Genomic DNA, 13,739 nt, shown 5'->3' on the forward strand with positions numbered 1-13,739 from the left:
CTGGCTCAGGCCGTGGATCCGACGACGCCTTCCACCAGGTAGGCCATGCTTTCGAGCTCGATGGCATCTTCGGCATAGCTCTTGTCGGCCGTGACGACGACGTTGCCCTTGTTGTCCTTGATCGGTCCCTTGAAGACGGAGAACGTGCCGGTCATCATCTCGGCCAAAGTGGCGTCGAATTTCGTCCGTCCTTGCGCTGACACGGCAGGCCCGAGCGGGCTCATCTTGACGAAGCCGTCCTTCAGGCCACCGCGCACGAAGTTGCCGAGCTTTTCGCCGGCCTGAGCCTTCTTGACGAAATCGGTGTAGACATTGCCCCACGCCCATTCGGCGCCGGTCAGGTACTTCTCCGCTGCCAGCGGGCTCTGGTTTGCGTGATAGCCGCAAACGAAGGCGCCGCGGCCGTCGGCCGTCTCGACGACAACCTTCGGGCTGTCGACATGGCAGGTGATCACATCGGCGCCCTGGTCGATCAGCGCGTTGGTCGCTTCAGCTTCCTTGACGGCAAGCGACCACTCGCCGGTGAAGATGACCTGGCAGGTGATCGACGGATCGACCGAGCGCGCCCCGAGCAGGAAGGCGTTGATGTTCTGCAGCACCTGCGGAATGGGCTTGGCGGCGACGAAGCCGAGCTTCCTGCTCTTCGAGGTGTAGCCGGCTGCGACCCCGTTCAAGTATTGGCCCTGGAAGATGTAGCCGAAATACGAGCCGGTGTTTGCCGGGTTCTTGCCTTCCTGCCAGAGACCGCCGCAATGGCGAAACTGGATATCCGGATACTTTGCCGCCATCGCAAGCATATGCGGGTCGAAATATCCAAACGACGTCGGGAAGATCAGTGTCGCGCCGTCGAGGTTGATCATCGATTCCATCGTTTTCTGGACATCGACGGTTTCCGGGACATTTTCCTCCTCGACGATCGTGACGCCCGGCAAAGTCTTCAGCGCCGCGGCACCTTCGGCATGCGCCTGGTTGTAGCCGTAGTCGTCCTTGGGGCCGACATAGATGAAGCCGACGGTCAGCGCGCTCTGGGCGAGGGCGCGGCCAGGCAAAAGGCCGGGTGTCAAGGCGAGGGCACCGGCTGCTGAAGCCTGAAGGAAATGGCGGCGGTTCATGGAAAGGAGTTTGGTCATCGGAATGCTCCTTGCGGCCGGGGCCGGTTCGAAAAAATGTTACAGAAAAGTGCATGCAATGCCCATGCCAAATCCTAATTCATTGGTTTTTATGAATTATTCTTGAATGCAAATGGTGTGTTGCGAAAACTGTATGCAGATTCAGCCATCTTATGCATAATAACTAGTCAACGAATATTTATCATTCATTCTGATTGTTAGGTTTCGCGATCAGAGGCGCGCCTGTTGATGCTGAAAGTGGAAACTTAACAGTAACTTCACCGCGTCATTTGACTTATTGAGTCCTGGACGCCATCTGTATGCAGAACATCAAAGTGAGTGGATTCGGATTGTGAGGCAGGCCGGCCGCAGAGAAATCATCCGTACCGGAACCACCGTCGAACAGATGGTGCGGGCAATTTCCGACATGATCGTCACCGGTTCAATCCTGCCTGGCGCGAAACTCGACGAAGTGTCGCTCGCAACGCGTTTCGACGTTTCGCGCACGCCGGTACGAGAAGCCCTGCGCGAGCTCGGTGCCATGAGACTGATCGAGCGTGAGCCGAACCGAAGCGCCGTCGTTGCCACCGTCACCGAGGCTTATCTGCATTCGATGTTCGAGGCGATGGCGGAACTCGAAGCGATCTGTGCCAGGCTGTCGGCCGAGCGTATGACAGTCGATGAGCGCCGCACGCTGGAAATGGTGCACAAGGCGTCGATGAGGCTCGTGCATGCCGGCGCGGAAGAGGAATATTCGGTTTACAACACCGAGTTCCACACCCGGCTTTATCGCGGCGCGCACAATGATCATGTCTTCGAGATGGTGACCCAGACGCGGGCCAGGCTTGCCCCCTTTCGGCGAGCGCAGTTCCGTCTGCCCGGGCGCCTGGCGAAATCCTATGAGGAGCATGGCCGGATTGTCACCGCGATCATGCGAGCCGATATTGTAGCCGCGGGGCAGGCGGCATATTCCCACGTAGAGATTGTCAGCGATGCCAGTGCGGTGTTTGCATCAGCCGGGGTGCGAACGGAGCGCGACCGGTAAATCAGATCCGTGACAGGACGGAAAGCCACGGCGGCCAGAACGACCGTGGCTGTTTGGCTGCGGCTACTCGGCGGCTTCGATGAAGCGGTGGCGCTCGTAGAGGAATTTCAACACGGCTTCGCGGCATTTGAGATATGTCCGATCGGAGGCAAGTTCGATGCGTTTGCGAGGACGGGACATGATGACGTCGAGTACTTCGCCGATGCGGGCCGCCGGGCCGTTGGTCATCATCACGATGCGGTCGGACAAAAGCACCGCCTCATCGACGTCATGCGTGATCATCACCATCGTGTTGCCGAGCCGGGCGTGGATCTCCATCACCGCGTCCTGAAGGTGGGCGCGGGTCAGTGCGTCGAGCGCCCCGAAGGGCTCGTCGAGCAACAGGATCTTCGGCTCCATCGAAAGTGCGCGAGCAATACCGACACGCTGTTTCATGCCTCCGGAAATTTCCGAAGGCCGCTTGTCCTTGGCATGTGCCATCTGCACAAGGTCGAGGTTGGCCATGACCCAGTCATGCCGCTCGGTCCTGGTCTTTGTTCTGCTGAAGACCTTGGAGACGGCCAGATTGACGTTCTCGTAGACCGTCAGCCACGGCAGGAGCGAGTGGTTCTGGAATACGACGGCGCGTTCCGGACCCGGTTCGTTGACTTCGCGGTTTTCAAGCAGCACGGCGCCGGCTGAGACCGGGGTCAAACCGGCGATGAGATTGAGCAGAGTGGACTTGCCACAGCCCGAATGGCCAATGATCGAAACGAATTCGCCCTTGGAGATCGTCAGGTTGATATCCTTCAGGACTTCGGCGCGCACGCCGCCCCGATCGAAATGCTTGTCGATATGGTCGAGCTTGAGATAGGCGTTCATAGGTGCGTTCCTCAGTTGGCCATGGCGCCGCGGGTGACGAGTTTGCCGAGCGCGGCCACCAGCTTGTCGAGGGCGAAGCCGACGACGCCGATATAGGCGAGCGCGACGATGATGTCTGGAAGGCGCGACGAGTTCCATGCGTCCCAGATGAAGAAGCCGATGCCGACACCGCCGGTCAGCATTTCGGCCGCGACGATGGCAAGCCAGGAGAGGCCGACGCCGATCCTGAGGCCGGTGAAGATGTAAGGCGCGGCCGAAGGCAGCATGATCTTCCAGAAAAATTCGAACTGGTTGAGGCGTAGCACCTCGGCCACGTTGCGGTAGTCCTGCGGGATGTTGCGCACGCCGACGGCAGTGTTGATGATGACAGGCCAAATCGAGGTGATGAAGATAACGAAGATCGCCGAAGGGTTGGAATCCTGAAAGGCTGCAAGCGACAGCGGCAGCCAGGCGAGTGGCGGAACCGTACGCAGCACCTGGAAGATCGGATCGAGGCCGCGCATCGCCCAGACGGACTGGCCGATGATCGCGCCGATGACGACGCCAATAACCCCGGCAAGCCCGAAGCCGTAAGCGACGCGTTGCAGCGAGACGAGCACGCGCCAGCCGAGCCCGATATCCTGGGAGCCGTTGTTGAAGAAAGGATAGGCGATCAGATCATAGCTATCCTGCCAGACCTGATGCGGGGAGGGTAATGATGCATCCGTCGACGAACAGAGCGCCTGCCAGACGAGCAGGACGAGCGCCAGCACCACGGCTGGCGGAACGACATTGTGAAGTGCGGTCAGTCCCGCATGACGAAAGTCGATCCGCAATCCAGGCTTGCGGGAAAACGGCACGACCTTTGCTGCCGGCTTGGCGCAGGCAGCCGTGGAGGAATTTTGTTTACTAGCCAGGGCGGACATCGACGCGCTCCTCACGTGAAGAAGGGCCGGCGCACTCGTCGCGCGCCGGAGGCGGACTCAGGAGACAGCCTTGATCGAAAGGCTGTCGAGATAGGCGGAGGGATTTTCCGGGTCGAAGACCTTGCCGTCGAAGAAGGTCTCCTTGCCGCGGGATGACGACGCGGGAATGTCGGCTGCGGCGACGCCGAGATCCTTGGCGGCCTCGCGCCAGACGTCGTCGCGGTTGACCTGGTTGACGAGTGCCTTGACGTCGGTGTTCGCAGGCAGATTTCCCCATCGGATGTTTTCCGTCATGAACCAGGTATCGTGGCTCTTGAACGGATAGGAGGCGCCGTCCTTCCAGAACTTCATATAGAGGTTGGTGGCTTTGACCTCGCGCCCGTTGCCATAATTGATATCACCCTTGAGGCGGCCGAGCACATCCTTCGTCGGAACGTTGAACCACTGACGCTTTCCGAGGATGTCAGCCATCTCCGCCTTGTTGTCCATGCTGTCGCACCACTGCTGGGCCTCCATGACGGCCATCAGCAGGGCCCTGGCGGCGTTGGGGTTCTTTTCGATCCAGTCGGCGCGCAGACCAAGCGCCTTTTCCGGATGACCCTTCCAGAGCTCGCCGGTGGTGGCGGCGGTGAAGCCGATGCCCTGGTTGACGAGCTGCTCGTTCCACGGTTCGCCCACACAGAAGACATCCATGTTGCCGACCTTCATGTTGGCGACCATCTGCGGCGGCGGCACGACGATGGTCGAGACGTCCTTGTTCGGATCGATGCCACCGGCGGCGAGCCAGTAACGGATCCACAGGTCGTGGGTGCCGCCCGGGAAGGTCATGGCGGCCTTGACTTCCTTGCCTTCCGCCCTCTTTTTCTCGAATGCAGCCTTCAGTTTGGAGGCATCGAGCTGCACGCCGGTTTCGGCATATTCCTTGGCGACGGAAATGCCCTGGCTGTCGAGATTGAGCCGGGCGACGATCGCCATCGGCACCGGCTTGTTGTTCTGTGTCACCTTGCCGGTATGCATGAGGTAGGGGAGAGGCGACAGGATGTGAGCGCCGTCGATGCCGTTGGCGGCACCGCCGAGCACCAGATTGTCGCGCGTCGCACCCCAGGATGCCTGCTTGGCGACGTCCGTTTCGGGAAGGCCGTGCTTGTCGAAGAAGCCCTTTTCCTTGGCGATGATGAGCGGTGCGGAATCCGTCAGAGCGATAAAGCCAAGCTTGACGCCTTTCACTTCAGGACCTGCCCCAGCGGCGAAGGCTCCCGACGGAAAGGCAGTCTTGACGGCGCCGATGAGGGCAGCCATCGCAGTCGTCTTGAGCATGCTGCGGCGGCTAATGCCAGTTGTCGAAATCCCAGTGGTCGAATTCTTTGTCATGCGCAGGTTCCCTCTGCCGGCCGAATTTGGACACAAAAAAACGCCGCAGGAAATTGCGTCCGCGGGATTGAAATCCCGGACATCAAAAACCTTGCGACGTCGGTGTCGAGTGCAGGCGCTGATACAGCGCCTGTCCGCGCCGGTCGCCGTTGACCGGTGCGTCTTGGACCGTGCAACGATCGTGCCAGTTTTGCTGGATTAAATTAACTATAGGAAAATAAACGGGAAATTGTCTGATTTCAAAGACGCCTAATTTTTGGTCATCTCGATACTGTGAAAAAAGTTTGTGCAGTTGCTTGCTGTGGTCGCCGCCACGAAAGCACTTATTTGTGCAGTGCACAGATAGTGAGGCGGTCAAAGTGCAGGCGTAACGAGGGGCTGGAACGACGATCAGGTTCGTCTATCCTGAGAGGCGCTGCAGTGAGCCCAATCAGTTCCCAGTTCCGATAATGTGAGGTGACGCCAATGATCGTACTGGCCAACAAAAGGGAGTGCCCATGAAAACTCGTCGCGCAGCGTGCAGTTGTGGGAAGTTGGAAGTCGTTTGCAAGGGCGAACCGTTGCGGATCTCGATGTGCCACTGCCTCGAGTGTCAACGTCGCACCGGAGCTGTTTTCGGTGCCCAGGCGTGGTTCGCCAGGCCACAAGCGGCAATCTCCGGCAACGCAACGCAATTCACACGTCAATCTGATGCCAGACGTTTAGTGTCGTTCCGATTCTGCCCTGTATGTGGATCAACTGTCTATTGGGAGGCCGACGCATTCCCCGGCCACATCGCTGTCGCCGTGGGAGCATTTGCCGATCCCGTCTTTCCGCCCCCCGCTTATTCCGGCTGGGAAGCAAAACGGCACCGCTGGGTCGAGCCCCTGCTTGCCGTGGCTGTCCACCATTCAGATTGACAACGACATTTGGTTCCCTTGAGACGCCGCACCAAGGTGGCTTATGGCTGCGTAGTGCTCGTCACCGGGTAGAGCGTGAACGTCAATCACTGCGCGGAAGTTGCTAGAGACAGATGTTCAGCGATGTTGCGTTCCCGTGCCCGGCGCGAACAGTCTTTGTTAAGTAGCGCCTCAATCGCCTGCCGTCGACCACCAACTCCGGCGCGTCTTACCCAACACAAGTTGCAGCACCGCTGATGAGCTGACGGGAGTTCGTCTCAATCCGCAGATTGATACGCCCGTCGTATCGGTAGCCGAAGATCGTCCCGCGACTTTGCCTGTCCTGCGTCCTGTCCGTCTGTCGTGGCACCTTGAAGGCAAAGCTGATCAGGCGGTCTTTGAATGCAGGAGGCGCTCGGCCAGTCGTGCCGATCACTAGCCCGGTTTTCTCACAGCCCCCGTAGTTTTGGCTTTCGCTATGGCTTGTCTCGGCCGTGGTGCTGGGCTCGATAGCGAGAACGGGTGCAGCCAGCGCCGCGGTGTGTGGCGTTTGTTGGGGCTGGCGATGTATCCTCTTTTGTTGGCGGGAAGGGTTTGGGTCCGGCGGCATCATCGGGCCGCAGCGCGTATTCGGGCATGTGCCAATGCAAATTCCGCGGCATAGGGACAGGCCGATGCCATCGCCACCTTGATGCGGCGGACCGAGACACGAACCTGCGCGCCGATCTTCAAGAGCTTCAATCGGATCGTGCCGCAGGTGAACCGGCACTGGCATCGATGTTGGAGCGCCGCAGCTTGGCCGAAAGCAGATGCCGGCCGCAGAAGATGTAGAGCGGCAGATAGCAATAGCAGTCATAGTAGCCGTGGAAGAACCGCCCCTCCTGCTGGCCGTGCAGCGGATCATCGGTGGCGTCGAGATCGAGCACGATCTCCTCCGGCGGCCTGTCGTGTGCGTCCAGGAACAGCTCCACGAACAGCGCTTCCAGCGCGCCTTTGTCGTAAGCGATCTTGTGATAGCGCGTCGTCTCGCCAAGGCGGCCGTGCTCCAGTCGGTTCAACGTCGATTTGCCGGCAAGCACCGCACAATCGTCTCGCTTCGGCGTCAGCCGCTCCGACAGAAGGGTGAGTACCGGGTCGTGGCGCAGCGTGTCGTGGTCATCAACATCCTCGTAGCCCAGTGCGATCGCCGCAATGCGCTGTCCGACCAGCGTGCGTACGCTGTGAACCGTGCAGTTCGGATCGCGGCCATCGATGAAGCAAGCGGCCACCCGGTCGAACAGTCCGATGGCCCCATCGACGTGGCGAAGCAGCAGAGCACCGGCGTCCGAGGTGATCGCCCCGCCGTCAAAACCAGCCACTACTTTATGACCGTCGAAGCCTTCAAATTCGAGTTGCGCGGAGATACAGTGTGTTGGCATCGGGCCTCCTTAACAAATCTGGTAAGCCTTTGTAGCAAAAGCAGTTTCTCAGATTCGTAGGTCCGATGCACCTTTTACTTTGAGAGATGCGGGCTAGCAGCCCCACCGCAACGCAGCGGTTGCAACGGGCGAATCCCATAGGGAGAACTCCGCGTCGGTGAGGAAAGCAAGTGTAATGGAAAGACCCCGCATGTCGAGCGAGGTGGCATAAGTGCCAACAAGTGAGCGCGCAATCCGCAGGCCGTGCTCCATCATGATGCGATGAGCAGAGTTGTAGGCGAGATAGAGTTCGGCCGGTGGTGTGCCGCCAAGCCCATTGACGAAGAGCAGCACCTTGTCCGTGCTTTGGTCAATGTCGTCGAAGATCGCTTCGGCCAAATGGCTGACGATGGTGTCTGCGTCAGAGAAGAGCTCTCTTGAATGGCCAGGCTCCCCATGAATTCCAACGCCCATTTCTATTTCGTTCGGCCCAAGCGTAAACGTTGTGCGCTGCGTTTGTGGTAACGCGACACCGCTGAGAGCGACGCCCATCGATCGGATGCGTGAGGAGAGGCCGTCGCCCAAGGCCTTCAGCTCGGCGAGCGGCACGCGCTGCTCGGCGGCGGCTCCGAGAAGCCGTTCCGTAATAAGCGTACCGGCAACGCCACGCCGACCACGCCCGTCACCGGCCCTTCCCGTTTCGATGTCATCGCAGGCAAGTATCATCTCGACCTGATGCCGGCCCGCCACCATCTCTGCCGCCATTTCGAAGTTCATCACGTCGCCATCGTAATTCTTTACGACCAGAAGGCACCCGGCCCCGGTGTCTGCTTCCTCTATGGCGCTAACGATCTGGCCGGGCGTCGGAGATGTAAAGATATGTCCGACGCAAGCGGCATCGAGCATGCCGCGGCCGACAAAACCGATGTGCATCGGCTCGTGACCCGCGCCACCGCCAGAAATGATCGCGACCTTGCCAGGAACCAGATGTCGGCGACGTACACATTTGCGGTTGGCGCCGAACACAACGAAATCCGCATGAGCGCTGACAAAGCCTTCGACGCTTTCGGCGACCATGGTTTCGGCTGTGTTCATGAATTTCTTCATCTAGCCCCTCCCAAGGCGAATCCTATCAATCCTCTCGCACGTGCCACAAGTGTTTGCTCAATCCGGCGTCCCTGAAATTGCGGCAATCTTCTGCACCAGATCGGCAATTGCTTCCTCCAGCAGTCGGTTGCGTCTCTCGTCGCCGAAATCGGGCACCATCAGCGACAGGTGCCGCAGTTTCTCCGACGCGCCAGGCTCCGGCAGTTTGCCAGGATGTGCAGCCTGGTAGGCATCCAGAAAGCGCTCCTGTTCAGCGGCACTGAAATGGCACACCCGGAAGATCGTCGCTAAATGTCGGGCAGGGAGAGGCGTCGCATAGGTCGGGCTTGTTATCTGGGTGACGAAGCTGCGATGCTTGCCGAGTTCCGTGGCGAGCCGCTGACGTGTTCCGGAAGGTCGATTGTCGATGATTTGCGCCAGGATGGACTTATAGGCGATAATGGCGTCTTCGGTGTCTTCGCGCGCCATCTTATTCTCCGGCTGCCTTTGTTCCGTCGGCGTTCAGACCGAGGACTGCCGATCTTATCGCGGGAAGTCGAGATGGCGCTACGGAAAAATGCCTTATGCCTGCGGCAAGCAGGTCCGCAGTCCAGGATGGGTCCCCGGCCATGTCGCCGCAGATGCTGAGTGGCTTGCCACCGGCAAGCTTCACAGCCTGCCTCAGCAGCCGCAGCACGGCTGGTACTGCGAGCGTCTGGTAAAGAGCGAAGTCGGCGTTCTCGCGTGGCGAAGCGACCAGATATTGCGCGAGGTCGTTTGTCCCGAACGAAAAGAAGTCGGCGCTTTCGAACTCATCCAGCATGAGTGCCGCGGCCGGGATCTCTACCATCATTCCGATCGGGGGTATGCGATGTGGCACGCCTCGGCGGGCAAGCTCATCTGCTTCTTCGCGATAGATCTGAATGATGTCATCGACTTCGGAAGGGAACGTCACCATCGGCAGCATGACGCGTAGATTGCCAAAGACGGCTGCGCGCAACAGCGCACGGGCCTGCACACGCGCAATCTCTGTCCGGGCAAGCAGAAGGCGAATGCCACGCAGCGAGGATATTTCTGTAAGGCCGGAGAGTGGTTTGTCGCCGCCTATATCCAACATGCGAATTGTGACTGACCGGTTATCTGCCCAATCCAGGAGGCGGCGGTAGATCGCGACTTGCTTTTCTTCGTTTGCGGCATCACCGAGCGACGTCACCGCAAATTCCGAGCGCATCAACCCGATACCTGCGGTGGTCGCAGCCGCGATCGCATCGACTTCGTCTGGAGCGTTGACGTTGATGGACAACAGTATGTGCGAACCGTCGGCTGTGCGCAGATCTCCGTTGTCGGCTGTCAACGCCGCGCTTGTCAGGGAATGGTCGCGAGCAGGCGTCGCCTTCTCCTTTGCTGTCTGAAGGATGACCACGCCTGAATCGCCATCAACCGCTATGAGTTGTCCGCACTCTGTCGAAAAACGACCGGCGCCAATAACCATCGGGACGGACCGGGATTTGGCAAGCAGGGCGACATGGCCGACAGCGCTGCCGCCATAAAGAGCGATACCGCCACCTGCTGACCAGTCATGTGCGAGAAAGCGGCTGGGTTCCATGTCCTTTCCGACATAGATCGATCCGGCTGGAAAGTCGTCGACCGGCGTTCCGGTAAGGACGGACAGGACGCGATTCTTGATGTCGAGAATGTCGACGGCGCGCGCCCGCAGTTGGTCTTCCTCCGAACATTCCAGTTCGCGGACATATCCGTCGAGTGTCCCGACCCAGGCGAATGCGACGTTTTCGCCCGCATTGATACGCGCGCCGACCGTCTCCGTTAACGTCGGATCTCGCAGCACCTCAATCTGGAACTCGATGATATCGCCGCTCTCCGGGTCCGTCCCGGTCGCGAGGTCCTGTAGCTCGAAAATGGCTGTCTCGATCGCGTTGGCGAGTTCGGCACGGCCCGAAACAGTCGATGGCGGTGACGCGGTAGCGGCAAGCGGCTCCGCGACAAAGGCCGGTCCGGTTGCAACGCCTGGCGATGCGCTCGTGGCTTTCAATCTAAGCGGTGCGGCCATGCTTCTTTTCCTCATCGAAGTTGCGCTCGACGAGGTCCTTCATCGCCCGGATCGCTTCTTCGGCGAGGATCCCGTCGGCACGAATCCTGAGCACCGAACCCTTGCGGATCCTGGCACCCATGATCTTGATGATGCTCTTGCCGTTCAGCCAGACGTCGCTGCCATTGACCGCCACTTCGATAGAGCAGGGGAACGACTTTGCCAGGCGCGTGAACGTCACCGAGGGTCGGGCGTGCAGTCCGACGCTGTGCTTGACCTCGACCTCCGTCTGGCAACTTGCATGCACCTGTTTTGCCTCCCGGTCTCCTATGCGCAATCCGCCGCTCATCAGGGTGACAGCTCCTCTGCCGTTGCAATCACCTTGGTCAACGATGCGCCGCCAGAGGCTTCAGCCGCGGCGATGACAGCGCCTTCCACGACGGGTGCGTTGCAGATCGAAACCTTGTTAGACCGCGGCAGACCAAGCATCTCGATCGCCATCTCGCTATTGGTTTCGGCTCCACCCAGATCGACGAAGACGGCGACGCCCGCGTCCGACCAGGCCTCCTCGATCGCCTTGAGAATGCCGCTCGTATCCGTGCCCAGCTCGCCGTGACTGTTGCCGCCGGACCAGGCAAGTGGCACGCTGTCGCCGACCATCTGGCGCACCATATCGGCAGTGCCACGTGCCACCAGCGGCGAGTGGGAAACAATGACAATTCCAACGTTTGGCGTTTTCCCATTCATGCCGGACGATGCTCCTCCAGATAGCGGCAGATCGCGGTGGTCAGCAGCGCGCAACTCGAGGCGCCGGGATCGACATGGCCGATCGACCGGTCACCGAGATAGGAGGCGCGGCCACGCATGGCCTTCATGGCAGCCGTCAGTTCGGCGCAATGTTCGGCCTGACGCGCGATATCAGTTAAAGGCGAACAATGCGCAAGTGCGTCCTGAACCGGATAGAGAACATCGAGAAGGGTCTTGTCGCCGGCATGTGAGCGGCCACGACGGGCCACGGCGTCGATTGCCTGCTTTAAAACCGTTGGAAAGTCCCGGTCGTCATCCAGCGTACGAAGCTCGCGGCCCAACGCCATCAGCAAGGTACCGTAGAGAGGGCCCGCCGCTCCGCCGATATTCATGACGAGCATCAGACCAATTTTCTCGAGCGCATCAGGCAAGGGCAAGGCTGAAACCGAGGCTTCGTCGGCGCTGACCGCGTCGCAGCCACGCCGCATGTTCGTTCCGTGATCGCCGTCACCGATCGCGCGATCAAGCGCGCACAGATGGTCGCTGTTTGCCGCAATCGTTGCGCGGCACGCTTCGATCAATCCCATGAGAAGAACCGGCTCTGCCTGCACGAGAAACCCTCCCGACATCCGCTCATGTCAGCGCTGCAACCACTTCGAATACGCCTGCCACGGCAACGGCACCTGGATCCGGCACGCCTTCCAGATCCCTTTCACCGACATAGGAGGCGCGTCCTGCCTTTGCCTTTCGCATTGCCTTCGTCGACTCCGCACCTGCCGCCGCGGCTCTTGCCGCGGCTGCGAGATCTTTCGATGCCAGAGCTCCAAGTGCCGGAGCCAGCGCGTCAACCATGGTCCGGTCGCCCACGCCAGCTCCGCCATAAAACGTCATCCGGTCAAGTCCGGCAAGCAGGGCAGCCGCGGCATCCTTCTTTTCGGCCATCGCCTTGGATGCGGCCGTAAAGAAGATCGAGAGGAGCACGCCGCTCGACCCGCCCATGCTGGTGCTTAAGATCTCGCCGACAAAGGCCATCAAGGCAGCAGGCTCTCGCAGCGGCAAGGTGTCGATACGGGCAAGGACGCTGCGTGCGCCGGTCGCAACGGTGGAGCCCGTGTCGCCATCACCGACGCGGCTGTCCAGGCGATTGAGCTCACGCTCGAGAGAGATCAGGTGCTCGCAAATTGCCGTTAGAAGACGCCGGTTCTGCGTATCATCGCTGGCCGACGAGGTCTTGCTCTGAACGGATGGTCTCTGCGGCTCGGACACGATGGAAATTTCGTGTCGTTCGGTAGCGGGCGGCCAGGCATGTGGTTCTACGGCAGCCTTCAGCGCGGCTTCGCGCCCAGGCTCCAGCCGCATGAGCGACAGGGAAAAGCCGTTCATGTTGAGGGCAGTCATCATCGGTGCCGGTCCAATGATCAAGCGAATACGGCCGGCGATCGCGGATGACAGCACCGCATTGGCGATGACGCCCATTTCAAGCGGCGGCACGGCGCCGAGGTTGTTGATCAACAGCGCATGATCTCCTGTGTCACCCACCTTCGCGGCAAGCCGCTCAGTCATCGTCGCGACAAGGTCGACAACGGGTTGCAGGGGGATGCGCTCGGCACCTGGCTCACCATGGATGCCAAGTCCGAGTTCCCCTTCCTCGTCACCAAGCCGATCCTCGTGCGCCTGACCGGGCACGCTGCATGTTGAAAGCGACATGCCGAGTGAGACGATGTCGCCTGCTGCGGCACTCGCCTGGGCAGCGACGGTTTTAAGGTCGGCGCCGGCTTCGGCGTGATAGCCGGCGATCTTATGGACGAAGAGTGTCCCGGCAACGCCGCGGGGCTGGTTGATGCCGGGGATGGCGATATCGTCGGCAACGATCACCATCTCGACATTGAAGCCTTCGGCGCGTGCCTTTTCAGCGGCGAGACCAAAGTTCAGGCGGTCGCCGGTATAGTTCTTGACGACGAGCAGTGCGCCTTGCGGGCCGGTTACGGCGCGGATTGCCGTCAGCACCGCATCGACGCTGGGCGAGGCAAAGATCTCGCCGGATACGGCTGCCGTCAGCATACCCTTGCCAACGAAGCCTGCATGCGAGGGCTCGTGCCCGGCCCCGCCGCCGGAGATAATCGCGACCTTCGACCTGTCCCAATCCGCCCGCAGGATCACCTTGATGTCAGGAAAGGTGTCGAGGCGGGCAAGATGACCGGCGCTGCTCGCAAGGAGCAGGCCGTCCAGCGCCTCGGTGACAATGGTTTCCCGGCGATTGTAGAAATGTTTCATGGAGAAAGACCCATCTTTA

At 60.2% G+C, this 13,739-nt stretch carries 14 protein-coding genes and 1 pseudogene; 2 read left to right on the top strand and 13 right to left on the bottom strand.

Going from position 1 to position 13,739, the window contains the following annotated elements:
* Positions 1-5 precede the first annotated feature (5 nt).
* Positions 6-1,130, bottom strand: coding sequence for a BMP family ABC transporter substrate-binding protein (locus tag NBG89_RS23525; RefSeq protein WP_431324479.1), 1,125 nt, complete (start codon positions 1,128-1,130; stop codon positions 6-8).
* Positions 1,131-1,461: 331 nt separating this feature from the next.
* Between NBG89_RS23525 and NBG89_RS23530 the strand changes: the two genes are divergently transcribed.
* A complete protein-coding gene (locus NBG89_RS23530) occupies positions 1,462-2,154 on the top strand; it encodes a GntR family transcriptional regulator (RefSeq protein WP_431324480.1) in 693 nt (230 codons plus the stop codon).
* Positions 2,155-2,217: 63 nt separating this feature from the next.
* Here the strand turns inward: NBG89_RS23530 and NBG89_RS23535 are convergent, their stop codons facing one another.
* Genes NBG89_RS23535 through NBG89_RS23545 form a run of 3 tightly spaced genes read right to left on the bottom strand, consistent with a single transcriptional unit; the run spans position 2,218 to position 5,291 of the window.
* Positions 2,218-3,015: an ABC transporter ATP-binding protein gene (locus NBG89_RS23535; RefSeq protein WP_431324481.1), complete on the bottom strand. Its 798-nt coding sequence runs from the start codon at positions 3,013-3,015 to the stop codon at positions 2,218-2,220.
* 11 nt (positions 3,016-3,026) lie between these two features.
* Positions 3,027-3,920 (bottom strand): nitrate ABC transporter permease, encoded by an 894-nt coding sequence (ntrB, locus tag NBG89_RS23540; protein ID WP_431324482.1) that lies wholly within the window; start codon positions 3,918-3,920, stop codon positions 3,027-3,029.
* Between the two features lie 57 nt (positions 3,921-3,977).
* Positions 3,978-5,291: a CmpA/NrtA family ABC transporter substrate-binding protein gene (locus NBG89_RS23545; RefSeq protein WP_431324483.1), complete on the bottom strand. Its 1,314-nt coding sequence runs from the start codon at positions 5,289-5,291 to the stop codon at positions 3,978-3,980.
* Between the two features lie 572 nt (positions 5,292-5,863).
* Between NBG89_RS23545 and NBG89_RS23550 the strand changes: the two genes are divergently transcribed.
* On the top strand, positions 5,864-6,190 hold the full coding sequence (locus NBG89_RS23550) for a GFA family protein (protein ID WP_431324532.1): 327 nt from the start codon (positions 5,864-5,866) through the stop codon (positions 6,188-6,190).
* A 588-nt stretch (positions 6,191-6,778) separates the two neighbouring features.
* On the opposite strand, the gene NBG89_RS23555 is transcribed toward NBG89_RS23550, so the two are convergent.
* The 9 genes and pseudogenes from NBG89_RS23555 to NBG89_RS23595 all read right to left on the bottom strand — a co-directional run bounded on the left by NBG89_RS23555 (position 6,779) and on the right by NBG89_RS23595 (position 13,720).
* The gene (locus NBG89_RS23555) at positions 6,779-7,015 is read right to left on the bottom strand and encodes a transposase (RefSeq protein WP_431324484.1); all 237 of its coding nucleotides are present in this window, start codon (positions 7,013-7,015) and stop codon (positions 6,779-6,781) included.
* A pseudogene (locus tag NBG89_RS23560) lies at positions 6,922-7,587 on the bottom strand (transposase); the annotation flags it as partial. The pseudogene NBG89_RS23560 and the gene NBG89_RS23555, both read right to left, overlap by 94 nt.
* 93 nt (positions 7,588-7,680) lie before the next feature.
* A complete protein-coding gene (locus NBG89_RS23565) occupies positions 7,681-8,673 on the bottom strand; it encodes a dihydroxyacetone kinase subunit DhaK (RefSeq protein WP_431324485.1) in 993 nt (330 codons plus the stop codon).
* Between the two features lie 57 nt (positions 8,674-8,730).
* On the bottom strand, positions 8,731-9,141 hold the full coding sequence (locus NBG89_RS23570) for a hypothetical protein (protein ID WP_431324486.1): 411 nt from the start codon (positions 9,139-9,141) through the stop codon (positions 8,731-8,733).
* A gap of 1 nt (position 9,142) precedes the next feature.
* Positions 9,143-10,720 (bottom strand): putative PEP-binding protein, encoded by a 1,578-nt coding sequence (locus NBG89_RS23575; protein ID WP_431324487.1) that lies wholly within the window; start codon positions 10,718-10,720, stop codon positions 9,143-9,145.
* Positions 10,704-11,048: an HPr family phosphocarrier protein gene (locus NBG89_RS23580; protein WP_431324488.1), complete on the bottom strand. Its 345-nt coding sequence runs from the start codon at positions 11,046-11,048 to the stop codon at positions 10,704-10,706. The genes NBG89_RS23575 and NBG89_RS23580 overlap by 17 nt, the downstream gene beginning before the upstream one ends.
* Complete coding sequence (dhaM, locus tag NBG89_RS23585) at positions 11,048-11,446, bottom strand: dihydroxyacetone kinase phosphoryl donor subunit DhaM (protein ID WP_431324489.1); 399 nt, start codon at positions 11,444-11,446, stop codon at positions 11,048-11,050. Before dhaM ends, NBG89_RS23580 begins: the two co-directional genes overlap by 1 nt.
* Positions 11,443-12,075: a dihydroxyacetone kinase subunit DhaL gene (gene dhaL, locus NBG89_RS23590; RefSeq protein WP_431324490.1), complete on the bottom strand. Its 633-nt coding sequence runs from the start codon at positions 12,073-12,075 to the stop codon at positions 11,443-11,445. The genes dhaM and dhaL overlap by 4 nt, the downstream gene beginning before the upstream one ends.
* 4 nt (positions 12,076-12,079) lie before the next feature.
* On the bottom strand, positions 12,080-13,720 hold the full coding sequence (locus NBG89_RS23595) for a dihydroxyacetone kinase subunit DhaK (protein WP_431324491.1): 1,641 nt from the start codon (positions 13,718-13,720) through the stop codon (positions 12,080-12,082).
* Positions 13,721-13,739 lie beyond the last annotated feature (19 nt).

This window comes from Rhizobium sp. YTU87027 (genome assembly GCF_050644135.1).
In the GTDB taxonomy this organism is placed as follows: domain Bacteria; phylum Pseudomonadota; class Alphaproteobacteria; order Rhizobiales; family Rhizobiaceae; genus Rhizobium.